At 33.1% G+C, this 24,374-nt stretch carries 26 protein-coding genes and 2 pseudogenes; all 28 read right to left on the bottom strand.

Features of this window, described 5'->3' with window-relative positions; translation table 11 throughout:
• Positions 1 to 52 precede the first annotated feature (52 nt).
• Positions 53 to 604: a Fe-S-containing hydro-lyase gene (locus ACJAX4_RS06585; RefSeq protein ID WP_435788655.1), complete on the bottom strand. Its 552-nt coding sequence runs from the start codon at positions 602 to 604 to the stop codon at positions 53 to 55.
• A 12-nt stretch (positions 605 to 616) separates the two neighbouring features.
• Positions 617 to 1,459, bottom strand: coding sequence for a fumarate hydratase (locus tag ACJAX4_RS06580; RefSeq protein ID WP_435788654.1), 843 nt, complete (start codon positions 1,457 to 1,459; stop codon positions 617 to 619).
• A gap of 55 nt (positions 1,460 to 1,514) precedes the next feature.
• Positions 1,515 to 2,687: an NAD(P)-dependent malic enzyme gene (locus ACJAX4_RS06575; protein WP_435788653.1), complete on the bottom strand. Its 1,173-nt coding sequence runs from the start codon at positions 2,685 to 2,687 to the stop codon at positions 1,515 to 1,517.
• A gap of 126 nt (positions 2,688 to 2,813) precedes the next feature.
• Positions 2,814 to 4,424 carry an FAD-dependent oxidoreductase gene (locus ACJAX4_RS06570; protein ID WP_435788652.1) on the bottom strand — a complete coding sequence of 537 codons (1,611 nt, stop codon included), beginning with the start codon at positions 4,422 to 4,424 and terminating at the stop codon, positions 2,814 to 2,816.
• A gap of 51 nt (positions 4,425 to 4,475) precedes the next feature.
• The gene (locus ACJAX4_RS06565; protein WP_435788651.1) at positions 4,476 to 5,156 is read right to left on the bottom strand and encodes a 4Fe-4S dicluster domain-containing protein; all 681 of its coding nucleotides are present in this window, start codon (positions 5,154 to 5,156) and stop codon (positions 4,476 to 4,478) included.
• Positions 5,157 to 5,218: 62 nt separating this feature from the next.
• Positions 5,219 to 6,064, bottom strand: a complete 846-nt coding sequence (locus tag ACJAX4_RS06560; protein WP_435788650.1) for an FAD/NAD(P)-binding protein — start codon at positions 6,062 to 6,064, stop codon at positions 5,219 to 5,221.
• On the bottom strand, positions 6,064 to 7,101 hold the full coding sequence (locus ACJAX4_RS06555) for a 4Fe-4S dicluster domain-containing protein (protein WP_435788649.1): 1,038 nt from the start codon (positions 7,099 to 7,101) through the stop codon (positions 6,064 to 6,066). Before ACJAX4_RS06555 ends, ACJAX4_RS06560 begins: the two co-directional genes overlap by 1 nt.
• Positions 7,098 to 8,081: a 4Fe-4S dicluster domain-containing protein gene (locus ACJAX4_RS06550; RefSeq protein ID WP_435788648.1), complete on the bottom strand. Its 984-nt coding sequence runs from the start codon at positions 8,079 to 8,081 to the stop codon at positions 7,098 to 7,100. Before ACJAX4_RS06550 ends, ACJAX4_RS06555 begins: the two co-directional genes overlap by 4 nt.
• On the bottom strand, positions 8,069 to 8,533 hold the full coding sequence (locus ACJAX4_RS06545; RefSeq protein WP_435788647.1) for a hydrogenase iron-sulfur subunit: 465 nt from the start codon (positions 8,531 to 8,533) through the stop codon (positions 8,069 to 8,071). Before ACJAX4_RS06545 ends, ACJAX4_RS06550 begins: the two co-directional genes overlap by 13 nt.
• Complete coding sequence (locus ACJAX4_RS06540; RefSeq protein WP_435788646.1) at positions 8,524 to 10,509, bottom strand: 4Fe-4S binding protein; 1,986 nt, start codon at positions 10,507 to 10,509, stop codon at positions 8,524 to 8,526. Before ACJAX4_RS06540 ends, ACJAX4_RS06545 begins: the two co-directional genes overlap by 10 nt.
• A gap of 48 nt (positions 10,510 to 10,557) precedes the next feature.
• Positions 10,558 to 10,968 (bottom strand): 4Fe-4S dicluster domain-containing protein, encoded by a 411-nt coding sequence (locus ACJAX4_RS06535; protein ID WP_435788645.1) that lies wholly within the window; start codon positions 10,966 to 10,968, stop codon positions 10,558 to 10,560.
• Between the two features lie 19 nt (positions 10,969 to 10,987).
• Positions 10,988 to 11,776 (bottom strand): CoB--CoM heterodisulfide reductase iron-sulfur subunit B family protein, encoded by a 789-nt coding sequence (locus ACJAX4_RS06530; RefSeq protein ID WP_435788644.1) that lies wholly within the window; start codon positions 11,774 to 11,776, stop codon positions 10,988 to 10,990.
• 422 nt (positions 11,777 to 12,198) lie between these two features.
• Positions 12,199 to 13,464 (bottom strand): hypothetical protein, encoded by a 1,266-nt coding sequence (locus ACJAX4_RS06525; RefSeq protein ID WP_435788643.1) that lies wholly within the window; start codon positions 13,462 to 13,464, stop codon positions 12,199 to 12,201.
• A gap of 360 nt (positions 13,465 to 13,824) precedes the next feature.
• Positions 13,825 to 15,213: a sigma-54 interaction domain-containing protein gene (locus ACJAX4_RS06520; protein WP_435788642.1), complete on the bottom strand. Its 1,389-nt coding sequence runs from the start codon at positions 15,211 to 15,213 to the stop codon at positions 13,825 to 13,827.
• Positions 15,214 to 15,262: 49 nt separating this feature from the next.
• The gene (locus ACJAX4_RS06515) at positions 15,263 to 15,697 is read right to left on the bottom strand and encodes a DUF134 domain-containing protein (RefSeq protein ID WP_435788641.1); all 435 of its coding nucleotides are present in this window, start codon (positions 15,695 to 15,697) and stop codon (positions 15,263 to 15,265) included.
• A gap of 215 nt (positions 15,698 to 15,912) precedes the next feature.
• Positions 15,913 to 16,755 (bottom strand): MBL fold metallo-hydrolase, encoded by an 843-nt coding sequence (locus ACJAX4_RS06510; RefSeq protein ID WP_435788640.1) that lies wholly within the window; start codon positions 16,753 to 16,755, stop codon positions 15,913 to 15,915.
• 86 nt (positions 16,756 to 16,841) lie between these two features.
• Positions 16,842 to 17,896: pseudogene (locus ACJAX4_RS06505) on the bottom strand (SPASM domain-containing protein).
• Positions 17,897 to 17,994: 98 nt separating this feature from the next.
• On the bottom strand, positions 17,995 to 18,168 hold the full coding sequence (locus ACJAX4_RS06500) for a DUF5320 domain-containing protein (protein WP_435788639.1): 174 nt from the start codon (positions 18,166 to 18,168) through the stop codon (positions 17,995 to 17,997).
• Positions 18,169 to 18,257: 89 nt separating this feature from the next.
• Positions 18,258 to 18,749: a flavin reductase family protein gene (locus ACJAX4_RS06495; RefSeq protein ID WP_435788638.1), complete on the bottom strand. Its 492-nt coding sequence runs from the start codon at positions 18,747 to 18,749 to the stop codon at positions 18,258 to 18,260.
• 92 nt (positions 18,750 to 18,841) lie between these two features.
• Entirely contained in the window at positions 18,842 to 19,180 is a 339-nt protein-coding gene (locus ACJAX4_RS06490; RefSeq protein ID WP_435788637.1) for a NifB/NifX family molybdenum-iron cluster-binding protein, read from the bottom strand.
• Positions 19,181 to 19,229: 49 nt separating this feature from the next.
• Positions 19,230 to 20,081 (bottom strand): ATP-binding protein, encoded by an 852-nt coding sequence (locus ACJAX4_RS06485; protein ID WP_435788636.1) that lies wholly within the window; start codon positions 20,079 to 20,081, stop codon positions 19,230 to 19,232.
• On the bottom strand, positions 20,072 to 20,902 hold the full coding sequence (locus ACJAX4_RS06480; protein WP_435788661.1) for a P-loop NTPase: 831 nt from the start codon (positions 20,900 to 20,902) through the stop codon (positions 20,072 to 20,074). Before ACJAX4_RS06480 ends, ACJAX4_RS06485 begins: the two co-directional genes overlap by 10 nt.
• A gap of 7 nt (positions 20,903 to 20,909) precedes the next feature.
• Positions 20,910 to 21,275 carry a NifB/NifX family molybdenum-iron cluster-binding protein gene (locus tag ACJAX4_RS06475; RefSeq protein WP_435788635.1) on the bottom strand — a complete coding sequence of 122 codons (366 nt, stop codon included), beginning with the start codon at positions 21,273 to 21,275 and terminating at the stop codon, positions 20,910 to 20,912.
• A gap of 225 nt (positions 21,276 to 21,500) precedes the next feature.
• Entirely contained in the window at positions 21,501 to 22,367 is an 867-nt protein-coding gene (locus ACJAX4_RS06470; RefSeq protein ID WP_435788634.1) for a metal ABC transporter permease, read from the bottom strand.
• Positions 22,368 to 23,132 (bottom strand): metal ABC transporter ATP-binding protein, encoded by a 765-nt coding sequence (locus ACJAX4_RS06465; RefSeq protein ID WP_435788633.1) that lies wholly within the window; start codon positions 23,130 to 23,132, stop codon positions 22,368 to 22,370.
• 1 nt (position 23,133) lies between these two features.
• Positions 23,134 to 23,676 carry a metal ABC transporter solute-binding protein, Zn/Mn family gene (locus ACJAX4_RS06460; protein WP_435788632.1) on the bottom strand — a complete coding sequence of 181 codons (543 nt, stop codon included), beginning with the start codon at positions 23,674 to 23,676 and terminating at the stop codon, positions 23,134 to 23,136.
• A gap of 58 nt (positions 23,677 to 23,734) precedes the next feature.
• The gene (locus ACJAX4_RS06455) at positions 23,735 to 24,025 is read right to left on the bottom strand and encodes a metal ABC transporter substrate-binding protein (protein ID WP_435788631.1); all 291 of its coding nucleotides are present in this window, start codon (positions 24,023 to 24,025) and stop codon (positions 23,735 to 23,737) included.
• Between the two features lie 228 nt (positions 24,026 to 24,253).
• Positions 24,254 to 24,374, bottom strand: a pseudogene (locus ACJAX4_RS06450) (DUF1847 domain-containing protein); the annotation flags it as partial.

Below are 24,374 nucleotides of genomic sequence, written 5' to 3'. Positions count from 1 at the left end.
CAACACATTGTACTATTACAGTTTTTTAATGAATTATATATTCTCATTAATTCTATTTTTGATATTTTTTTCTTTCTGATTCATAAAGATTATTTCCTTTAGAGTCTATTACGACTACAGCAGGGAAGTCTTTTACTGTCAGTTTTCTAACTGCTTCAGGCCCTAGTTCTTCATAAGCAATAATTTCGCATTCTGTTATTGTACTGGCAATGAGTGCTCCTGCGCCACCAGTGGCAGCGAAATATATTGCACCATTCTTAACCATTGAGTCTATTACAGTTTGGCTTCTAAATCCTTTTCCAATCATTCCTGTAAGGCCTAGTTCGAGAAGTGGTACAGTTAAATCATCCATTCTGTAACTTGTAGTAGGTCCAGCAGACCCTATTATATTCCCTGGTTTAGTTGGAGCAGGTCCTACATAGTAAATGATGGCATCTTTTGGATCAAAAGGTAATTTATCGCCATTGTTAATTGCATCTACTAGTTTCTGATGCGCTGCATCCCTTCCTGTATACATAGTTCCAGATATTAAAACAGCATCTCCTGATTTTAAATCCTTAACTTTCTCCTGTGTTAAAGGAGTAGATATGTGTTTGATTTCCATCTTTTCCCCTCCTTATATGATTGTTACTGCATGTCTTGCCACGTGACAGTTAATATTAACAGCCACAGGAAGTCCAGCAATATGTGTTGCAAAAGCTTCCACATTAACAGCAAGGGCTGTTGTATTTCCACCTAATCCTTGAGGTCCTATGCCTAGTTCATTAATTTTTCGAAGCAAAGTTAATTCAATTTCTTTTAAATGCTCTGTTTCATTATGGCTGCCAATATTTCTTGTTAATGCCTTCTTTGCAAGGTACATTGCTTTATCTGATGTACCTCCAATCCCTACACCTACAACAATAGGTGGACATGGATTAGGACCCGCAAGTGAAACTGCTTCTACAACAAAATCAAGCACTCCATTTAACCCATCTGATGGTTTAAGCATTTTTAATCTACTCATATTTTCTGATCCAAAACCTTTTGGAGCTAGTGTTACTTTCACTTTATCACCCGGTACAATATCATAATAAATCACAGCAGGTGTATTATCTCCTGTATTTTTTCGAAGTAAGGGATCTTCTACAACAGATTTTCTTAAATATCCTTCCTTATACCCTCGTCTAACTCCTTCGTTAATGGCTTCTGTAATATTTCCGTTAATTAACTCAACTTCTTGACCTACTTCCATAAATACTATAGCCATACCCGTATCCTGACAAATTGGAACTTGGTCATTTTTAGCAATATTTGCATTTTCAATCAAGTTGTTTATTATCTCTTTTCCTACAGGGGACGTTTCTGTCTTTAGAGATTCATCAAAGGCACATAGTACGTCTTCACCCACATAAAAATTCGTCTTTATGCTCATATCTTTTAAAGCATTTACTATTTCTTTTACATCTACTTTCCGCATTAACCTACAACTCCTTCCATTGTTTTTCTCTAGCTCATAATAACTTACCTTACTATTATATTCTAGCTACTCCAGATTGTCTAGCAGCTGCTTTCACAGCTTCAGCAACTGTTTTACCTACTCTTGGATCAAATGCAAACGGAATAACAAAGTCTTCGTTTAATTCTTCATCACTAACCAATGAAGCCAAGGCCACTGCTGCAGCAATCTTCATCTCATCATTTATGTCGCTTGCTCTAACATCCAATGTACCTCTAAATATTCCAGGGAATGCTAATACATTGTTAATTTGGTTCGCAAAATCTGATCTACCAGTACCAACGACTCTTGCACCAGCTTCCTTAGCTAAAGAAGGTAGAATTTCTGGGTTTGGATTTGCCATAGCGAATATAATAGCGTCCTTTGCCATTGACCTCACCATATCTTGGCTTACTAGATTAGCATCTGATACTCCTAAGAAAACGTCAGCTCCAACGATTACTTCCTTCAAAGTCCCTTTAATCTTATCATGATTTGTATTTTTTGCCATTAAATCCTTTTCACCACCAAGATTTTCTCTGCCTTCATAGATTGCACCTTTTCTATCACACATAATGACTTCAGCAACGCCCATGCTCATTAGTAATTTTGTTACAGCAACACCGGCAGCACCTGCACCATTTACTACAACCTTAATATCTTTAATATCTTTATTTACTATTTTAAGTGAGTTAAGTATACCCGCAAGAACTACAACAGCGGTTCCGTGCTGATCATCATGGAAAATTGGTATATCACATACTTCTTTTAGTTTTCTTTCGATTTCAAAACATCTAGGTCCACTTATATCCTCTAGATTAATGCCACCAAAGCTACCTTGAAGTAAACGAACGGTATTTACAATTTCATCAACGTTTTTTGAACGGATGCATAGAGGGAAAGCATCTACATCTCCGAATGTTTTAAATAATACACATTTACCTTCCATTACCGGCATACCCGCCTCTGGTCCAATATCACCAAGGCCTAAAACAGCACTGCCATCTGTTACAACTGCTACTAGATTCCATCTTCTTGTAAGTTCATATGATAAATTTATGTCTTTTTGAATTGCAAGACAAGGTTCTGCAACTCCTGGCGTATAAGCTATAGAAAGATCCTTACCATCTTTTACAGGTACTGTGGAAACTACTTCTATTTTACCTCTCCATTCTCTATGAGCTTGCATTGCTTGTTCTTTAATATCCATATTTATCATTCCCCTTTTTTTTTATTTTTGATTATCAAACAGAATTGTGAACTTTTTAACATATAATCTATTTTTATTGAGAAAAATAAAAATTCTTATTTTTCTCAAAAATCAAACTATACAGTGTTATTTATCATTTTCTCTTCCGTGAGAATAATGTGGTAGTAGCATAGGTGAAACTTTTTCTGTAACTACACCGTTTTCTTGGAGTTCTTTATGGTATGCTTTAACATGGTTAAGATTCAATTCTTTCACCTTAACGTCTTTACTCTTTTCACCAGCATGAGCTCCAGACCTACGTCCGAAAACAATAATATCTAATAGTGAATTACCCATGAGTCTGTTTCTACCGTGAATTCCACCTGAAGCTTCTCCTGCCACGTAGAGGTTCTCCACTTTGGTTTGACCGTTTTCATTTATTAAAAGGCCTCCGTTTTGGTAATGAAGAGTTGGATATACGATAATCGGGTCTACTCTCATATCAATACCAAATTTTTGATACATCCTGAGCATGGCAGGAACTCTCTTCTCTATGGTTCCTTCCCCATTAATAATTTCTATTAGTGGAGTATCTAGCCATACACCTTTCTCGCCAGCAGCTGTGTCAATACCATTATTTCTTATATGACATTCTCTAATTAATGCAGATGTTTCCACATCTCTCGTTTCAAGATGATAAGTAAATTGCTCACCATGAATGTTTAAAGGTGTTGCTCCTAAACTACGAACTTTTTCCGTAACAAGTGCGCCAAATATTTGTGATGGGAATGCTGCTCCAGTAGGGTGGTACTGCACAGCATCAGCGAATGCAAGTTCTGCTCCTGCTCTGTATCCTAGTACTAGTCCATCTGCTGTAGCGCCATAATGATTTGATGTTGGAAAACCTTGATAATGAAGTCTTCCAGCGCCACCTGTAGCAATAATAACGGTTTTAGCTCTTGCAATTAAATACTCTTCAGTTTCAAGATTAAATAATATTGCTCCAGCAGCTTTACCATCCTTGTCCATGATTATCTCTACAGCTGGTGAGAATTCAACCACCTCAATTCCTTTATTCAGCACCTCATCCCTAAGCACACGCATAATTTCAGCTCCTGAATAATCGGCAGCAGCGTGCATTCTCTTTCTAGCAGTTCCACCTCCGTGGGTAGTAACCATGGTTCCATCTTCTTCTTTATCAAACATAACTCCGAGTTCATTTAGCCATTTGATTGATCCTGGAGCATCCATTACTAGAGCATTAACAAGTTCTGGTGTATTGGTAAAATGTCCCCCTCCCATTACATCCAGGTAATGTTTTTCTGGAGAATCGTCAGGCTTATCTGCAGCTTGGATTCCACCTTCAGCCATCATAGTATTTGCATCTCCAAAACGTAATTTCGTAGTAATTAATACCTTTGAACCTTTTTTATGAGCCTCTAGAGCTGCCGAAGCTCCAGATCCTCCTCCACCTATTATTAATACATCAACGTCATAGTCTGGTTTAGTTAAATCCATATCCAAATTTTGAATTCTACTTTTGCCTTCAAGAAGCTGTGCAAGTTCTAGCGGAGCTTTTGTTCCTTTATTGGGTCCTACACTTAAGTTTTTAAATTGTTCATCTTTATAATCAGGATAATTCTGTTCTAATATATCTACCTTCTCCTTGGCACTCATCCTTGGAAACTGAACTCCCAGTCTTGCAGGACGGGTAGCTTCGACTTTCTTTATTAGCTCCCTCATTTCTGCTGTATACATTTAAATACCTCCCTGATATTGCTATATTTTTATGTGATTTTAAGGTAATCTTTACTTTGAAATATCCCTTGTATTATACATTTCTTTTAATTCATCAATGCTTTTAATCATTAATTCCTTCATTGAATCGTTATACACGCCTTCCTCAATTTCTTTTACCCTTTGTGTTAAATCTAAGGTTTCATGGGCAATGTACTTACCTGTAAGCCTACGTGCAAGGACACCTACTTGGTAATGAGTTATATTAGCAGGACATCTTGAAGCGCAGATTCCGCACATAACACAGTCAAAGGATTCGTGAGCACATTTCTCAATTTCTCCTCTTTGTGCATACGCAATATATTGCATAACATTAAGGTCTTGCGGACACCCCTTCGTACAGGAATTACATCCAATGCAGCTATATATTTCAGGATAAAGCTTTATCATTGTATCAGCAGTTGGTTCTAAGTCATTCATATCATATAATTTTTTATCTCCAGGGAAGAATGGTAATTGCGTTAGATACATACCCTCCTCAACCTTGGTTTGGCATGCTAAACATACCTTTAATTCTTTCTTACCTTTAATTCTATATATCGTAGCACATGCACCGCAAAAACCACCCCTGCATCCACATCCTCTAACTAATTGGTACCCTGCATACTCCATGGAATCCATGATTGTAAGGCTTGAAGGTACAGTATATTTTTTGTTTAATATAAATATATCTACCATTTCTTTGCTTAACATTTTATATGCCTCCTTTTTTTCAAATTTCTAATGGGATGGATTAAACTATTTTAATATTTGCATTAATATTCGTCTGGGAGCTCATCTATTTCATCGCATCTAAATACTGGACCATCTTTACACACATATTTATCTCCTATGTTGCAACGTCCACATTTACCTACTCCACATTTCATTCTAAGTTCTAACGTTGTATATACCTGTTCCTTCTTAAATCCCATTTCCATAAGAGTTTGAAGAGTATATTTAATCATAATAGGTGGACCACATAAAAGCGCTACTTTATTTGTATTAAATCCAATTTCTTTAACATAAGTGGGAACAAATCCTACATGACCTTCCCATCCAGAAGCCGGCCTGTCAACAGTTAAATGAACATCTGTATTCGGCTTTGATGGCCAATTTTCAAAAATATCTTCTTGAAAAACAAGATCTCCTGGTGTTCTTGAACCATATAGAATATCTACTTTTCCATAATTCTCTCTATTATCCATCACATAATTTATTACGGAACGAATAGGTGCTAGACCTATTCCTCCACCTATGAAAAGAAGATCTTTTCCTTTTAGTTCATCTTCTACCGGAAAATTATTTCCATAAGGTCCTCTGATACCTATTTCACAACCTATCTCAAGACTATGTAGATATTCGGTCACCGCCCCACATCTTTTAACACTAAACTCCATATAATCTTTCTGCGTTGGAGATGATGTAATGGAAAAAATAGCTTCTCCAAATGGAGGTGCTGAAATCATCGCACATTGACCTGGCATATGTTCAAATGCTTTTCCACCACCGGGTTTTATAACTCTAAAAGTAGTTACATCCTCTGTATCTTCCCTCATGCCATCTATCACTACGATTTCGGGCATCAGTGGATTTACATGTTCATTACAGTTGCAACCCATTATTCTTCACCACCTAACTTTTTAATTACTTTAACAATATCCAAGTGAACGGGACATTTGTCGATGCATCTTCCACATCCAACGCAAGCATACTCTCCCTCATGATTATTAGGGTAATAGACAAGTTTATGCATAAAACGCTGTCTGAATCTTTCCTTTTGGGTCTTTCTAATGTTTCCATGAGCCATCAAAGTAAAATCTGAGAACATACATGAGTCCCAACAGCGAAACCTTTCTCCAGATTCATCTCCCTTAAAGTCTGCTATATCATAACAGTGACAGGTAGGGCATACATAAGTACATGATCCACAACCTAAACAGCGTTCACTAAATTCTGACCAAATTTCAGATTCAAATAAATCATTAAGGTCCCCAGTTATCTTTTTAGGGTTTATATTTACTAGAGGTAGTTCTTTCATTTTCTTCACTGTAGCCTCTTGTAATTTTTTTAGTTCATTCTCATCCTGCTGCGTTATATCTTCCAAAATATCTTTTAATTTGTCCGTTAAGGTTTCACCCTTTTGGCTTTGTGGTTGCCAAAGCACGCTATCTCCTATATCCCACGCTGCAACATCTACATCTTGTGGAGCTACTTCTGGTTCTATTCCAAATGATGGACAAAAGCAGGTTTCTTCTGGGTTAAAACAGGCCATAGTAACAATTGTTCCTTTCTCGCGCCTTTCCTCATATAATCTATCTACAGGTTCTTCAAGGAAGACATTGTCCAGTAGGTGAAAGCTTTTTGCATCACAATGTCTTACACCAAATATTACGTAGTCTTCTTTCTTTCCTCCTACATTTTTTAGTTCCAGCTTCTTACCATCTCTTTTATACTTTAAGTAAGTTTCACTTTGTGGAAAAATAAATTTTTTAGGTGAAATACTGGTTTTCAGTTTTTCCGCGTTATATATGGCACCTTCTTGCCATAGGTCGAAATTCACTTTTCCATCCTTCTCAATTGGTAAAAACAGTTCATAGGATTTATCAATGGTACTAAAAAGCTGTGAAAACTTACTTTTCAATATTTTCTTCATCATTTTTTTTCACCTCCGCGCTCTATAAAGGAATCTTTATCATCCAATTTATAAGTACCAATAGGGGCTTCCTTAGATGTATCTACTCCTGCATCATATTCACCGTAAAGTTCATTTATATCTTTTACAATTTTACTATTTAATTTGTGAAGAGGTATACCTGCTGGACATACTCTGCTGCACTCTCCACATTCAACGCATCGACCTGAAACATGATAAGCTCTAATAATATGATAAAACTGCTCTTCGCTAGCTACATTTGCTTTACCGGATACATCTGATTTATCGTTGTCAAAAATACATTTTATGCAACTACATGCAGGACATATATTACGGCAAGCGTTACAGCGTATACATTTTGAAAATTGATCATCCCAGTAATCAGATCGCTGCTGAGTAGATAATGCTTCAAGGTCTTCCACATCTTTAAACCTATCTATAGAATCTATTTCCTTATCTATAACATCTGACATTAAATGATCATATACTACAGGATTCGGATATCTACATTTAATGCATTTATCATATTCAAATTCTTTAGCAAAAACTTTATTTTCTCCCTCACTTTTTATAAATATGAGGTCATCTCCATCTCTTTTTACACTTAAAAGACCTTTGTGTAAATCTTGTTTTTTTACTTTCTCCGGGTCAATCATTCCCGGACAACTTATCCCATAAACTACAACCTTATCTCGGTCTATTCTGTTATCTTTTATTATTTGGTTAAAAGCACGAGAATCGCATCCTTTTAAAAATACTCCAACTTTTTCATGATTTTTTAATTGTTGGATCAAATATTTACTTAGATTATTAATACAGAAAGAGTCCCATATTAGAGAATCTGTTCGATCTACGTCTGTAATAAATACGGGATACGAATCATCAAAAGTATCTCCTTTACTCCAACCGATAATTTTTTCTATTTCCCCATTTTTTAGGGCGGATTTTGCGGTTGCTCTTATTTTATCAGTTATTTTTTCCATCTATCATCCCTCAACTTTCTGTTAGGACCAAGGTTATGAATTTTTTCTAATGCATCATTCATAACGCTTGCAAATTTATGTCCTTCTGCTGCTGAAATCCAATCCACTGTAAGCCGTTCTTTTTCTATTCCCATATATTCAAGAAAATTTGTTAAAACTGAAAAACGTCTTCTTGTATGATAGTTTCCACTTGTATAATGACAATCCCCCGGATGACAACCAGCAATTACTACTCCGTCAGCTCCGCGTTGGAAGGCACGTAGTACAAAGTTTTCACTTACCCTGCATGAGCATGGAACACGAATAATTTTAACATTAGCAGGATAGGTGAGCCTGCTTGTTCCTGCTAAATCTGCGCCAGCATAACTGCACCAGTTACAACAAAAGGCTACAATTAAGGGTTCAAATTTAGTTTTATTTATTTCCTCGATTTCTTTAGCTTCTATCGACATATGGCATCCACCTCCGCTAAAATCTGTCTATTTGAAAATCCTTTAAGATCAATAGCACCAGGACGGCAAGCTACAGTACATCCACCACACCCTTGACAAAGTGCTTCATTTACATTTGCAACTATTTTAGTAATTATTTTGCCATTCTCTTTGACCTCAATTGTGTTTGAAGTAATTGCATCATATGGGCATATTTTTGTGCACGCAAGGCACCCACTACAAATCGATTCATCTACCTCCGAAACACAAGGACTAGCTACAAGTTTCGTTTTACTTATTAAGCCAATTGCCTTTGCAGCCGCTGCACTAGCCTGAGCCACTGTTTCTGGAATGTCCTTTGCTCCTTGACATGCACCTGCTAGATATATACCAGCAGAATGTGTTTCTACCGGACGTAGTTTCGCATGAGCCTCCGTAAAGAAATTATTTGTATCCGTACTAATGCTTAATGTTCTCTTAATTATGCTGGCATCATCTTGGGCCTTAGTTGCTGCTGCTAGTACTACCATATCTGCATCAATTATAATGGTATCTCCAGTTAAGGTATCTACACCATGCACTTGAAGTTTTTCTCCATCCGGAAAAATTTTACCAACCATTCCTTTTATATAATGAACACCATATTCTTCAACTGCTCTTCTCTGGAACTCTTCAAAGTTTTTACCAGCAGTACGCACATCAATATAGAAAACGTATGCTTCCATGTCAGGATAATGATCCTTAAGTAACATGGCGTGTTTTGCTGTATACATACAACAAATTTTAGAACAATAAGTTTTACCTCTAGCTGACTTGTCCCTTGAACCTACACATTGTATAAATACTACTTTTTTAGGTGCTCTATGATCCGATGGGCACAAAAGCTTACCCGCTGTAGGCCCTGCGGCATTGGTTAATCTCTCAAATTCAAGTGAAGTAATTACATCAGGATGGTTTCCATACTGATATTCTCCAAATTTATCTAATTTTATAATATCATAACCTGTAGCTACTACTATAGCTCCATATTTTTTCGTTATGTTAGTGTCCTCCTGTGAGAATTCAATAGCAGATGATGGACATACTGTTTCACAAATTCCACATTTACCTGTTTTAAACTTTATACATTCGTTCCTGTCTATAATAGGTACATTGGGTACTGCCTGGGCAAAAGGTGAGTAAATAGCCTTTCTGTTTGTTAACCCTTCATTGAATTCACTTTTGGCTTTTTTCGAAGGACATTTCTCTGTACATACGCCACAACCAGTGCACTTTTCTAGATTCACACTCCTTGCTTTCTGTTTAATAATTGCTTCAAAGTTACCAACATATCCACTAACTGATTCTACCTCACTGTAAGTGTATAATGTAATATTTGAATGAGAAGCTGCCTCTACCATTTTCGGTGTTAAAATACACGCAGCGCAATCTAGCGTAGGAAATGTTTTATCTATCTGTGCCATTTTGCCACCAATACTTGGCGACTTCTCAACGATATCTACTTCAAAGCCTGCATCTGCAATATCAATAGCTGCTTGAAGTCCTGCAATTCCTCCTCCAATAACAAGGGTTCTATGTGTTACATCTATTTCACCGGATATTAGTCCAGTATTTAATGCAACTTTAGCCACTGCAGCTCTAACAAGAGATATTGCCTTCGGGGTTCCTTCTTCTTTAGTCTTATGTATCCAGGAACAATGCTCACGAATATTAGCGACTTCTAATAAATATGGATTCATGCCAGCTTCATTTGCTGCATTACGAAATGTTGCTTCATGCATTCTAGGAGAACATGACGCCACCACCACTCGATCTAGCTTTTGCTCTTTAATTGCATCTTTAATTAAATTTTGGCCTACTTCTGAACACATATATTGATAGTCTTTAGCATGTACAACTCCAGGCATTTTTTCAGCTTCTTTTATGACTTTATCAATGTCTACAGTAGCGGCTATATTGCTTCCACACCAACAAACAAAAACTCCAATTCTCTGCAACACAATCCCTCCTTTAAGAATATTATTACCTTTATATTTTTGTAAAAATTATTTATTATACTTACGAAATGCACTTACAATTGCCTGCTGAGGCATTTTATCATCTATTTTTCCAAACACATCATCAGCTGTTAGTCTACTTTCTCCTGTACGCCTAATTATGGTAAGCCTAACTGCCTCTAAAACATTTGCAATATCTATATCCCTAGGGCACCTCTGTGCACAAGTAAAACAGGAAGCACATCTCCAAATGGTTTTACTCTCAGTAACCTTATCCAATTGTCCTGTCTGAAGTAATCTTATAACCTGATGAGGTAGAATATCCATACCCTCACTCGCAGGACAGCCTGCTGAGCATTTTCCACATTGGATACAATCCCGTATTCTTTGTCCACTTATTTCTGAAATTTGATCTATCACTTTTGATTTCTTGTCGGAATATATTTCAACTCTTTTCATTGCACTATCGCCTCCTAACTTATTTGACACCTAACGCTTCAGCTAAAAGCTCGGTGAAATAACTAATAGATAGTTTGTTTTCTGCTCCGCCGAAACTTTGTTCTAAATTATATTTGCAAAGTGGGCACGCTGTAACAATTTCCTTTGCATCATGCTTAACAGCTGATTCAACAATATTGTCTGTCATTTTATTCACTAGATCCTTTTGATCTAAACAAAGGTACCCTCCGCAACACTCCGTTCTGTATGGATATTTTATAGGAGTAGCGCCAATGGCTTTAATAAAGTCTTCTATTATAGAAGGGTTTTCTGGATCATCAAAGTTCATTGTCCCACTAGGACGAAGAAGTAAGCATCCATAATAAGCACCTATTTTCCTACCAGTAAGAGGATTTGTTACTTTTTTGGCTAGCTCATCAAATCCAATTTCATCTCTAAGCACTTCAAGATAGTGAAGAACCTGTGTCTCTCCGTTGTAATCTTTTGTTAGTTCCAAATAGTTGTTAACCTTTGTGCTTATGTCTTCTTTATTCTTCATATCATTATTGACCCTTTTGATCACGTGATGGCATGCTGCACATAAAGTAACTAATTTTTCATTTTTGTCCCTTGCACCAGCTAGGCTTCTTACCGCTGATAGTTTAGTGGCTATCTCATCAGTGGCTAAAGGGTATACAGCACCACAACATTGCCACTCCTTTTGCTCTTCTAGTTCAAACCCCAATGCATTTGCAGAATCTAGAGCAAACTTTTCTAATTCCTGAGCTTTCGTCTTTAACGTACATCCTGGATAATAACTATACTTCATCTTTATTCATCTAGACTTTTGAACAAACAAGTCTAGATTTACACCTCCTTTCGATTTGTTAATATTTTAACACATATTCGTAAAAAAAATTGGCTTTATATTTTTAGTATCTATATAATTGAAAATAAATGATTATCAATCCACTTTGTTGGTGAAACTAATCACTGTCATTGATAAAATTATAACACATATTGTTATAAATTAAAAACAATATTCCCCTTAAATTTACTATCATAATTTATATTTAAGAGAAATATGCTATAGAATTGGGCTGTTATAGTATTAAGCCTTTTTTATTTTGTTAATAATTTAACATTTTTATTTTTTAATTATATGCAATTTTATGAATTTTCTAAAAATATAGCATGTATAATAGTTTTTACTTACACTTAATCAATGTTCTTTTAAGATTCGTTATTATATTATGCTACCATATGAAGTATTATTACAAATATAACTGTACATAAGAGTCCAAATGGATATGTTGCTCCATAGCCAGAAGCTACTTCATCAGTCCCAGTAGCATCAATTGCAGCTCCAAGTCCTGGAGTACTTGTCATACCGCCACATATAGCACCTGCAATAATAATCCAGTTCATTTTGAATATATATCTTGCTACAATAAATCCAACCAACAATGAAATTAATCCAGCTCCAAAAGAAATTAGTGCAAGTTCAGCACCGCTTCCCCCAAGTGCAGCTACAGTTTCATATCCATATTTTAATCCTACTATGGCAAGGAATAAGGAAAGAGATAAATCTCTTATTGCATTAAGGACTTTAGTGTCCATTCTAAATGTTAGTGGTCCAATCTTGCCTATATGACCAAGCCATAATGCCATTATAAGTACTCCACCAGTTGATCCCAAACTAAACCATTTGATAAAAGGTAAAAAGACTTTTATAGAACCAAGAAGGTATCCAAGGAAACATACTAAAAGAAATGAAACTATATCCATACCAACTTCTTTAATTTCTTTTTCGTCATTGCCCTTGGCATCAAACGATTTCATATCCACCCTAAATCTTGCTTTTTCTTCTTCTAAATCCATTTTAAATATAACTGGGAAGAAATTCATAGCAATAATTACCACTAAAACACCTGGTGCATACCCAATAGCATGTCCAAGACCAACTTGTGCTTGTGCTTCGACTCCATACTTTGCTGTAGACTCTAATGCTGCTGCAAGGGCCGGCGAGCTTGTTAAAGCTCCTGTATAAACTCCTGCAACAGCAAAAGGATTTTGTCCAGTAAATATAAGTGTAGCTAAATATGTCATTAATGCACCTGTACCAGATATCAATCCACCAAGTAAAACAAATTTGCCACCATACTTCTTTATAACCTTACCTATGTCTTTTCCTGCTAGAAGTCCAACTGCTGCAATAAACAAAATTAGTGTGAATTTAAAAAGCGCACCACTAACAACACCATTCTGCAGATAATTAGCAGCATATTTCGGCGCACCTTCTATTAAGCCTTTTGTAGAATCATTAGGGTCTATCATAAATGGAACACAATATTTTGCATAAAGTAACCATCCGAAAAATATTCCTGTGAATAAACCTCCTGATTGTCCAAGACTAAATTTTCCGATTTTAACCCTACCTAAAAGTAGTCCAGTAATAGTTGCTAAAAACATCGGTATGTAAGGATTTGTTAAAAAAGCGATTAAGTCAAATTTCATTTTTATTCCTCCTAAATTAATATATTATATACGGTGATAAAACTAGAAATACATAAATTACAACGTTATGTAACTAATGTTTGTTAACAATTTAACAATTATGTGCAAGCTTATGAATTTATTCTACCACATTTTCACTAGTAAAGTACTACTTTTTAAATTATTTTTTGAAAATATTGATATTTTAATGTCATACAATAGAATATATTTAAATATTCACTTAAATATACTCATTTATAATGATTTCCTTGTAAAAAAAAGCAAGCTACATTTAAGTAACTTGCTTTTTCATTTATATTTAATCAATTATTATTAAATCCATGAAAAGAATGATTGCCGTCTTAAAAATACACTGTGTTTTTAAGACGGCTTTGTATATTTTTGACGTTTCCGTACAAAAGTAGAAGCATCAATTCCTAAAGACTTAGCTGCACCTCTGACATTTTTATATTTTGAAAAAGCTTCATTTAACTTCTGTTCTTCCACATGATCTAAAACTTCTTTTAATGTCTTGGTTTCATTATTTTCAACAAAACCTTCATCAGAGTATTGTGCTATAGCCTCTGGCAGATCCTTAATGGTTATTTTATCAGTTTGACTCATTATCATAACTCGTTCTATAATATTTTTAAGCTCTCTAACATTTCCTGGCCAATTGTATTCATACATTTTACGAATTGCTTCTTCGCTGAATGTTTTATTTGAATTAAATCTTATGTTTAATTCTTTTAAAAAGTATGTAATCAATGCTAATATATCTTGTTTTCGATATCTTAACGGTGGAATGGTTATAGGTACCACATTTAATCTATAATATAAGTCTTCTCTGAACTCCTTATTTCTTACCATTTTTTCCAAATCTCTATTTGTAACTGCAATAATTCTAACATCTATTTTTATAGGTTTTATACCACCTATTCTTTCAATTTCTCTTTCTTGGAGAACGCCGAGAAGTTTAACTTGAATATCTAAAGGTAGTTCGCCCACTTCGTCTAAAAAAATTGTTCCCCCTGAGGCCAGTTCAAAAAGTCCTATTTTGCCCTCTTTATTTGCACCTGTGAATGCACCTCTTTCATATCCAAATAGCTCTGACTCTATAAGATTTAGTGGAATTGCACCACAATTAATTTTTATGAATTGTTTTTGTGATCTAGAACTATTTTTATGAATATATTTTGCAATTTCTTCTTTTCCAACTCCAGTTTCACCCAAAATAAGCACAGTTGTATTAACTTCAGCAACTCGTTTTGCAACTTGTATAGTATTAAGCATATCTTCATCTGCTGCAATCATATCAGATAAATTTAACGATTGAGCTCTAAGTTCTGCAATTTCAGTATAGTATTTCTCCGCAAGAATTTTGTTTTTTTCTAGTTCTTCTTTAAATTCGTAAAGTTGTGTCACATCTCTAACATTTGTTACTACCATTATAATCTTTCTATATTCATTAAATATTGGGCTTGATGACGACATTACTTTCATTCCACTTGGGAATTCTTGCACAATAGTTTCTGTTTTTTTACTTTTTAAAACAAGTAACGTAGCAGATTGAGAAATTTCTTGTTTTTTGACGAATTCCCTCATATTTTTCCCTATCATATCTTCTCGTATTAATCCGGTAATTTTCTCATATGCCTTATTGATTTTTAATATATTAGCTTTTCCATCTGTAACAAAAATACCATCATAGGAATTTTCAATTACTAAATTTAGTTCCTTTTCTTTAAGTAATGCAATTTCACCATTCAATTTTTACAACTCCAATTTGTATAAAATAAAGTATTTGTAGTCAAAAATCCTATTCCTTACACCATTTTTTGCAAAACTTAGCTTTTTTACCGCAAACTACATTATCTGAACCACAATCAGGGCAAATGTGTTTGTCCTGTTCAAAATTTATTTCATACATGCTTTTACAATTAGCACATTTGAATTTGCAAAATGTTGTTCTGTAGTTACCACCACTTATCCTTATAGCTTTTCCTTCCGTTAGTGCAATAGCTGTTTTTTTTCTTGCACTGTCTATAATATTTTGAAAAGTTTGTCTTGATACCTGCATCTTCTCTCCACACTCTTCTTGATTTAATTCCTCAATGTCTTTAAGCCTCATTGCCTCAAGTTCTTCTACTTTCAAAACTATCTCTTCAATTTCGCATTTAGGCTTTCCCCAAGGAACAAAATAAGTATCTTTTGGGAAAAACTCTACTCTTCTAAATTTTATTGGTCTAGGCATTATTTATTCCTCCTGCATGTATTAAATAAACATATAAATAAATACGCTAATATATTTCCCAACTTTCATCTTATTAGCCTTTTTATTTAATTGTAGATATTTAAAGTTTAAACTTTAAATATCTATATCAATTATATTATCATATCTATAACATTTAAGCTAAACATACAAGCATTTCAGATAAAATATTTTTGTTTTGTTATAACTTATACTTTTTAACATAGAAAAGTCTCTATTATGTTACCTGTATTATTGTATAAAAATCTTTCACCGAATTGTCGTTTTATTTCTTCAGCTGCTTTTTCTCCTGTACAATGTGATATCCCTATAATCTGAATATCTTTTTCCTTCAAGTAATTAATTGTTTTATTTAGTCTTTGCTCATCTGCTTCTATTAAATGAGTTCCCCCAATTATACCATAGATTGGGAGCCCTGTACGTTCTATAATACTCTCTAAAATATTAACTATTCCTACATGAGAACATCCTACAACAACAATTAAACCACTTTCACACTTTAACACTAGTACTATTTCATCATGAAAATCATCTAAAATATATTTTTCATCTTCTTTAATTTGAAATCTTTTATTGGGTAATTCAAAATCATTTTTTTTAAAATTAGTAAATACCATTATATTTTCAGTAATATAATATATATCTTGTTTAATATATTTTATTGCAATCTTATTGTCATGAATATACTCCTTATTAAAAGAATTGCCAAGATATTTGTAATTATCACCTTCTATTACTTCATACTTATTATTAAAAAAGTCTTCTCCTACAATTAATTTATATGAGTTTGAAGTTTCCTCAACAAGCTTTCTAAATCCTCCGCTATGGTCATAATGTCCATGACTTATCATAACGTAATCTAATTTATTTAAATCAATATTTAGTATTTCAGCATTTCTAATAAAATCCCCGCTCTTACCAGTATCAAATAGTATCTTTATCCCATCAATTTCCATATAAAGAGACAATCCATGTTCATTGCATAATCTTATATCAGCACTAGGATTATCTTCAATTAGAGTTGATATTTTTAAATTCATTTTAAGCACCTACTTTCATTTAATCTCCTTCATATTATTATTTCTATTGTAAAATTACATTCCTAAATACTTGTTTTTATTATCTTCTAATATTTTTTTGCTTTTTTATTATCTCTATAATTTTGTAACGCAATAGCATATTCAACTCTTTTACTTTGCAGTTTGCATCCTATTTCATAAGGTGATTTTATATTCCCAGTGGAATTAAGATTATTAGCTTGGCAACCTCCACTACAATAAAATCTTGCCCAACATTTTTTGCAATCTGGTTTGTTATATATATTAGCCTGTCTAAAAACACTTGGCATTTCTTTGTTTTTAATTCCCTCAAACACATTTCCCATAAGAAAACTTTTATTTCCTACAAATTGATGATAAGGATATATATCTCCACCTGGTGTTACTGCTATGTATTCAAAACCAGCTCCACAACCTGATATTCTTTTGTAAATACATGCTCCTCCATTAATAGCAATATTGAAATGGTAAAATACTACATCATCATGTAATAGTAATTCATCAAAGATTTTATCGTATTTCCCATATATTTGTTCTAAATACTCTTCCTTAATAGAAAGTACATTATCAGCTGGAAGTACTACTGGCTCTATAGAAAGCTCTTTAAAACCAAGATTTATAAAATGCTTTATATCTTTAGAAAAATCCAAATTCTGAGATGTAAATGTTCCCCTTATGTAATATTCTTTCTTGAGCCTGAATTTTGTATTAAAAAATCAATACTTCTTTTAGCAACATTAAAACTCATAAGTATCTTTTGCTTATCATAACCTTCGCCGTCAGCAAAACAATATTTACATCTCAAATTACAATCATGTGCAATATTAAGACATACAGCTTTTATATAATCAGGTTCCTTTTCATTTTTTTTAGCAATAGGCTCATATGTATCCTCAGAATATAATTTATCATCTTTTATAAGTTCTTCTATTTCATCATAACATTCGTTTAAATCATGCTTTTGATATTTACCTCTATATTTTTTTATAACATCAATTCTACTTTCCACACCATTATCAGAAAGTATGTCATAAATAATATCATCTACCACATGGATAGAACCTGAACTTACATCTAAAACAAAATTATCACCTTTGCATTTAAATTTATGTATATTTCTCATTTAATTAATTCCTTCTTTCATTCACCATATTATTTATTAAAAATTAATAATAAACAAGAGGTAGATTACTACCTCTTGTTTGAAAAATATTTAATTATTTATTTTTTATTATTAGGATTGTTTGTATTACCAAGTCCTCTTTTAGTGCCAAGTCCCATTTTAAGTCCTAATCCTCCAACTACAGTTGCAACTTTAGCTACATTGCATAAACCTAATCCTCTTCCTGTTTTTGGTCCCATTCCTGCTGGACCTGTACCATCTCTTCTTGACATAACATCGTCTCCTTTTGATTTTGGGCATATATCCTTTAAAACTAGTATTATACTATATTTGGTATATGTCGATAACTGTTGTGATAATATTAAATAAGTTCAATTTTAGAATAATCAATGTGCCCTTTATCATCAACTACATTTCTGTCAGTATGCATATATTCAATTTTACCTACAAACATTTCATGTGAACCAGTAAGTATAGAATCTACTGCCGTGCATTCTATGTTTATAGGACAATCTGCTAATAGTGGAGCCTTGACCTTTATTCCTTCTTCAACATTTATATTAAGTTTTGCAAATTTATCCTCATCCCTACCACTAGTACTACCCAAATAGTCAAACATTTCTTTCTGATCTTTAGTAGCTATATTTACTACAAAAGATCCTGTTTCCTTAACAATTTTATGAGAATATCGTGATGGAACAATACCTACCATAATCATTGGTGGATTATAACTACAATTACAACAATAAGCTACTACTAATGCATTGTTTTTACCATCAAGGTCTCTACAAGAAACTATCACTTTAGGCATTGGTTGAAGACAAGATTTCATATCCGCTTGGATTTTTCCCATTTTAATTCCTCCATTTTGCACAATTTTATTTGTACGATTTACTTTTATAATAACCATTTTAAAATACTATGCACTTATAAAATTATATGTATTTATTGTATATGTTCATGACAAACAGAACCTGTTGATTTTAATTCACCACTTATATATTTTTGTACTGCGTCCTCGCTTAACCCCTGTGCACCAACTACTACCTCAATACCATTTTCATTAAATAAGTTTTGTGCTGTTTCTCCCATCCCACCTGCAATAATAGTATTTACATTTAATTCATTCAAAAATACTGGAAGATACCCAGGTTTATGTCCTGGATTTGCAGTAAAACTGTTACTTACTATTGTACCTTCCTCTACTTCATATATTGTAAAACCCTCACAATACCCAAAATGTCCACTTACTTTACTTTGTTCACTTGCAACTGCTATTCTCATTTATAATTCCTCCCTATATTTAATTTAATAAATTATTTTACACAGAATATTAAAGTTTAAATAACTCTTTAATATTACTCCACATATCTTCAATAGCTATTTCGGCTATACTCTCTTGGTAACAAGTAATTGGTTTTAATTCATTTATAGATTTCATAACAACATCATCGTATGGAATTTTACCTACTACTTTTAAAGCTTTATCATGAGCAAAGTCCTCTATTTCTTTAGCTACTTCTTCATTTATATCATATTTATTTATACAAACCATTGTATTAACACCAAAATGTTCACATAATTCTACTACCCTCTTTAAATCTCCAAGACCTGATTTTGTAGGTTCTGTAACAACAAGTACCGCATCGCTTCCTGTTACTGATGCTATAACTGGACATCCAATACCTGGTGAACCGTCTAATATAGTTAATTTCTTATTGTCACTAAATTTTTTACCGTTTTTCCTAAGAAGCGTTACAAGAAGTCCTGAACCATCACTTCCTATATTCATTTCTGCTCTTGAAATTATACCTTTATCTAACTTAGTAATAAATGTTTCTGCTGTTTTTTCTGATTTTAATTTTATAGCATTATGTGGGCATATAAGTGTACAAGCTCCACACCCTTCGCAAGCAAATAAATCTATCTTACAATTTTCTATTGCTTCGAATTTACACACAGTCTCACATTTACCACACTTAGTACAAAGAGATTCATCTATTACAGCTTTTTTACCACCTATAAAATCACTTTTGTAAGTATCATGTCCTTTGTAAAACATATAAAGATTAGGTGCATCTACATCGCAATCGATTCTTGTTACATCTTTAGCAAGTTCAGCTAGCGCTGTTGCAATTGTAGTTTTACCCGTTCCACCTTTACCACTTAAAATTACTAGTTCCAAGATATCACATCCTTTACTTCCTTTGAAAGTTCATCAAATAATGCTTTATGATGTGGATCATCATATAATATTTCTCCCTTAGAATAAAGTACTGCTGTATTTTTACTATAAGGGATAGTTCCTACTAACTTTATTTTTTCTTCCCTGCAATATCTTTTTATTATATTATCTTTTTCGTCATCTTTATTTATAACTATACCAAAGGATATATTATACATTTTTACGACTCCTACTGCCATTTTCAAATCATGAAGTCCAAATTCTGAAGGTTCTGTTACAAGTATTGCTGCACTCGCATATTTCAATGCATTTACTACACTACAAGAAGTACCAGGTGGACAATCAATTAAATTAACGCCCCCTGATATATTTTTAAGCAATTGTCTAATAACAGGGACTGCCATAGGTTCTTTTACATTTAGAATCCCTCTACTACAATCTATGTTTCTTATTTTTCCACTTTCAATTTTACCTGTTTGTCTTTTTTTATAAGTTATAGCATTATGTTTGCATGAAATTTCACAAGCCCCGCATCCATGACATAACTTTTCAAAAAGTAAAATTTCAGCTTTCACTTTTGCAAGAGCATTAAATTGGCATGCATTTACACAATCTCCACATAAAACACAGTTTGCTTTATTTACAATTGGGTACTCTACCATAACCCTTTCTGTTTTATCTACTTCTGGTTTTAAAAACAAGAATCCATTTGGTTCTTCAACATCACAATCAATATAATTCGCCTTTAATGCAAGAGCAAGATTAGTTGAAACTGTAGTTTTACCTGTTCCTCCCTTTCCACTAAGAACTGCTATATTCATTTCCATTTTATTTACCTCCACCATGATATGCAGGACCAGACATTTTTATTTCTTCTAGTTCCCCTTTATTATATTTTAAAAGTGCTGAGCTTATAATGATACTTTCACACTTATATGCCTTAATTTCTGCTTTTTCAATAAGTTCGAACGCATTAGGACCAAGATTACCTGTAATAATAACATCTATATTTTCGTCAATTATTTGGTTAGATGCGAGAATCCCTGCCCCACCACCGGCATTTTGACCCTTGTTTTCTATAACTTTAACTTCTCCACTTTCAGTATCATGAATTTGAAAATATTCACATCTTCCAAACCTAGTATTTAATAAGTATTCAGTAGTTTTCCCTGTTGATGAAATCACTATTTTCATTATTTGCCTCCAATATTTTTATTATATTCGTTACTATACAATTACAAATCAGTTTCTTATATTTTAAATCCGTATCTACATTGACATGCAGTGTACTCTATCATAAAACCGACCTATGTATATTGGCATTTGCCACTTTCATCTTTTACAATACTCCTAATATTAGTTATTGTCAAATGCCAATTTGTTTTATATGAAAAAAAATAGTAAAGTTTAAAATTGATTTTAAACTTTACTATTATATATAATTATATTATTTTTTTTATATTGTATGTGTTTAACTTTCTTCTCTAGCAATTTGTATGACATAAAAAATATAATATAAGTACTCACTGCTACAATTATTATAGAGGCTCCAGAAGCAATATGAAGCTTATATGATATATAAAGTCCTAATAGTGAAAATATCACACCAAATAAAATAGAAAGAAGCATAATTTTTCTTAAATCAAATGTAAATAATTTAGAAATAGCAGGCGGAACTGTTAAAAGTGCAATTATAAGTATTATTCCAACTACCCTTATAAGTACAACTACGCTAAATGCTATAAGTATAAATACCACATATTCCATCAATTTAACATTAATGCCAACTACCTTAGAAAATTCCTCATATAATAGATAAGCTTTTATATTATTGAAAAGTGCTATTACTATAAAAATAACAATAGCGTCCAATCCAGCCATTATATAAAGATCTAATTTTGAGACTGTAAGTATATCTCCAAAAAGATATGATGATATATCTGGAGGATATCCAGGAGTAAGCGAGATAAATATAATCCCAAGTGCCATACCTAATGACCAAAACATACCTATAATAGTATCAGTATTCACTTTTGATTTTCTATTTATCTCAACTATACCAAAAGAAGATACTACAGCAAATATTAGAGCGCCTATTATGGGTTCTATGTTTAAAAAATAGCCCATACCTACTCCACCAAATGCACCATGAGCAATACCTCCACTCATCATCACAAGCTTTTTTTCAACAACTATCGTTCCGATAATACCAAATATTATACTTGCAAGCACTGCACCAATTAATGCATTTTGTAAAAAAGTATATTTTAAAATTGCATCTATCATTTAATTTCCCTCCTGATGATTCCTAAACACTCTATGAGGTACAGCTCCATGAGATATCGCGTCTACTGGACATCCATAAACATTATCCATTATGTCTCTATCAAGTTCTGGTTCTCCATGGTAAAATAACTTTTGATTTAAACAAGCTATCTTATCTATATATGAAAATACAAAACTTGTATCATGAGTCACTACTATTATAGTCATATCATTATTAATATCTTTAAGCAGTGAGTAAATACTAATTTTTGATTGTACATCAAGACTATCAGTTGGTTCATCTAAAAGTAGAAGTTTAGGTTCCGTACAAAGTGCCCTTGCAATTAGCACCTTTTGCATCTGCCCACCAGAAAGCTGCCCTATCTGCCTATTCCTAAGTTCATATATTTCTAACATGTTCATTATATTTTCAGCATATTCCATATCTTCTTTAGAATATTTCCTTAAAAAATTCATACCAAATTTCAACCTTCCCATAAGTACTACATCAATTACGTTTATAGGAAAGGTTTTTTCAAAACTAGAAAATTGAGGTACATACCCTATAGAATTTCTTTTATTATGTGGATTTTCACCGTACACTTTCACCTGCCCTGACGTAGGTTTAATTAATCCTAATATCACTTTTAAAAGTGTTGACTTACCTCCGCCATTAGGGCCTAAAATCGCAACAAATTCCTTATCTTTAATAGTTAAATCCACATCTTTTAGTGCATTTAAATTTTCATAATCCATACTTACCTTTTGTATTTCAACTGCATTCATTTTAATCCATCTCCATTACTTCTTTAAAAGTTTTCGCCATTTTTTCTAAATTGTTTATATAATCTTCAGAAAGTGGCTCTACCATTTCAGCCTTTCCATCAATTTCTAATGCAAAAGTTTCAGATTGTTTACTATCGATTTCTGCTTGATAAAATATAACCTTTATTTCTTCTTTTTCAGCAAAATCTATTGTGTTTTGTAAATCCTGAATTGTTGCTTCTTTTCCCTCCTGTTCAAGTGAAACCATATCAAGTCCATAATCATCTGCAAAATATCCAAAAGCTGGATGGTAGCATATAAATGCCTTTTTCGTAAGTGACAACAGTGAATCTTTTGTATCGGTATCAATTTTATTAAGTTTATTTATATAATCTTTACCATTTGCTTCATAAAAACTCTTGTTAGAAGGATCTTTTAATGAAAGCTCACTTACTATTTCCTGTGCCATAACCATTGCTCTTTTAGGTGAAAGCCATATATGCGGATCTCTCTCCCCCGATTTAAATTTTCTATCAGGATAAACCTTTGAAACTACATCTGCCATATTAACTATCTTTATGTCTTTATTAAAATCTTTTATTTTGGGGAGTATATTTGCTTTTTCAGTAGGAACACCTAGTGAAATATATGGAGGCGGTACTGAGTTTTTCCATTATTTCAGGGTTAGGAGCAAAATTACCTGGACTTTTTCCTGGTGGTATCATTGTAACTACATCGACCTTATCACCACCCACAGCTTTTACAAAAGTTTCCTGTGGCACTATAGACACAGCAACATTAATTTTCTCTTTTATATTTGTATCATTAGTTGTTTTGTCAGTACCACAGGCAGAAAAAAATAAAGCAGAAAAAACAATAGAAAATATCAATGATTTTTTACTAGTTTTCAACATTTATATAACCTCTTTTTGATATGTAAATACAAGCTATTTGCATTTACATTTAACTGTATTATAATATAATAAATCTAAAACATTACAAATAATACTAAGCAGTATAGGATCAAATTTATATTTATACGAACCAACAGATACAACTCAAAAACAATAGACCATACTATTAATTATGCAACTAACAGCATGGTCTATTGTTGAAAATATGCGCTTATATTAATTCTATCATTATTTATATAATTTGTTTTTATAGTAACCATCTGAAAGGTACAATGCGCCTATAGGATTATGTGCAAGTACTCTATCCTTAACTGCAAAAACAGTCACAGGTGCACTAGAATATTTTATA

Origin of the sequence: Clostridium sp. (assembly GCF_051278035.1) — a bacterium.
In the GTDB taxonomy this organism is placed as follows: Bacteria; Bacillota; Clostridia; order Clostridiales; family Clostridiaceae; genus Clostridium_AD.
This window is presented reverse-complemented; position numbering and strand designations above follow the sequence as displayed.

Bases quoted from the DNA above. Each gene is read 5' to 3' on its own strand.
- ACJAX4_RS06585 (WP_435788655.1), bottom strand. From the start codon at position 604: ATGGAAATCAAACACATATCTACTCCTTTAACACAGGAGAAAGTTAAG.
- ACJAX4_RS06580 (WP_435788654.1), bottom strand. From the start codon at position 1,459: ATGCGGAAAGTAGATGTAAAAGAAATAGTAAATGCTTTAAAAGATATG.
- ACJAX4_RS06575 (WP_435788653.1), bottom strand. From the start codon at position 2,687: ATGGATATTAAAGAACAAGCAATGCAAGCTCATAGAGAATGGAGAGGT.
- ACJAX4_RS06570 (WP_435788652.1), bottom strand. From the start codon at position 4,424: ATGTATACAGCAGAAATGAGGGAGCTAATAAAGAAAGTCGAAGCTACC.
- ACJAX4_RS06565 (WP_435788651.1), bottom strand. From the start codon at position 5,156: ATGTTAAGCAAAGAAATGGTAGATATATTTATATTAAACAAAAAATAT.
- ACJAX4_RS06560 (WP_435788650.1), bottom strand. From the start codon at position 6,064: ATGGGTTGCAACTGTAATGAACATGTAAATCCACTGATGCCCGAAATC.
- ACJAX4_RS06555 (WP_435788649.1), bottom strand. From the start codon at position 7,101: ATGATGAAGAAAATATTGAAAAGTAAGTTTTCACAGCTTTTTAGTACC.
- ACJAX4_RS06550 (WP_435788648.1), bottom strand. From the start codon at position 8,081: ATGGAAAAAATAACTGATAAAATAAGAGCAACCGCAAAATCCGCCCTA.
- ACJAX4_RS06545 (WP_435788647.1), bottom strand. From the start codon at position 8,533: ATGTCGATAGAAGCTAAAGAAATCGAGGAAATAAATAAAACTAAATTT.
- ACJAX4_RS06535 (WP_435788645.1), bottom strand. From the start codon at position 10,968: ATGAAAAGAGTTGAAATATATTCCGACAAGAAATCAAAAGTGATAGAT.
- ACJAX4_RS06530 (WP_435788644.1), bottom strand. From the start codon at position 11,776: ATGAAGTATAGTTATTATCCAGGATGTACGTTAAAGACGAAAGCTCAG.
- ACJAX4_RS06525 (WP_435788643.1), bottom strand. From the start codon at position 13,464: ATGAAATTTGACTTAATCGCTTTTTTAACAAATCCTTACATACCGATG.
- ACJAX4_RS06515 (WP_435788641.1), bottom strand. From the start codon at position 15,697: ATGCCTAGACCAATAAAATTTAGAAGAGTAGAGTTTTTCCCAAAAGAT.
- ACJAX4_RS06510 (WP_435788640.1), bottom strand. From the start codon at position 16,755: ATGAATTTAAAAATATCAACTCTAATTGAAGATAATCCTAGTGCTGAT.
- ACJAX4_RS06500 (WP_435788639.1), bottom strand. From the start codon at position 18,168: ATGTCAAGAAGAGATGGTACAGGTCCAGCAGGAATGGGACCAAAAACA.
- ACJAX4_RS06495 (WP_435788638.1), bottom strand. From the start codon at position 18,749: ATGGGAAAAATCCAAGCGGATATGAAATCTTGTCTTCAACCAATGCCT.
- ACJAX4_RS06490 (WP_435788637.1), bottom strand. From the start codon at position 19,180: ATGAGAATAGCAGTTGCAAGTGAACAAAGTAAAGTAAGTGGACATTTT.
- ACJAX4_RS06480 (WP_435788661.1), bottom strand. From the start codon at position 20,902: ATGAATATAGCAGTTCTTAGTGGAAAGGGAGGAACAGGTAAAACTACA.
- ACJAX4_RS06475 (WP_435788635.1), bottom strand. From the start codon at position 21,275: ATGAAAATAGTGATTTCATCAACAGGGAAAACTACTGAATACTTATTA.
- ACJAX4_RS06470 (WP_435788634.1), bottom strand. From the start codon at position 22,367: ATGATAGATGCAATTTTAAAATATACTTTTTTACAAAATGCATTAATT.
- ACJAX4_RS06465 (WP_435788633.1), bottom strand. From the start codon at position 23,132: ATGAATGCAGTTGAAATACAAAAGGTAAGTATGGATTATGAAAATTTA.
- ACJAX4_RS06460 (WP_435788632.1), bottom strand. From the start codon at position 23,676: ATGGCAGATGTAGTTTCAAAGGTTTATCCTGATAGAAAATTTAAATCG.
- ACJAX4_RS06455 (WP_435788631.1), bottom strand. From the start codon at position 24,025: ATGTTGAAAACTAGTAAAAAATCATTGATATTTTCTATTGTTTTTTCT.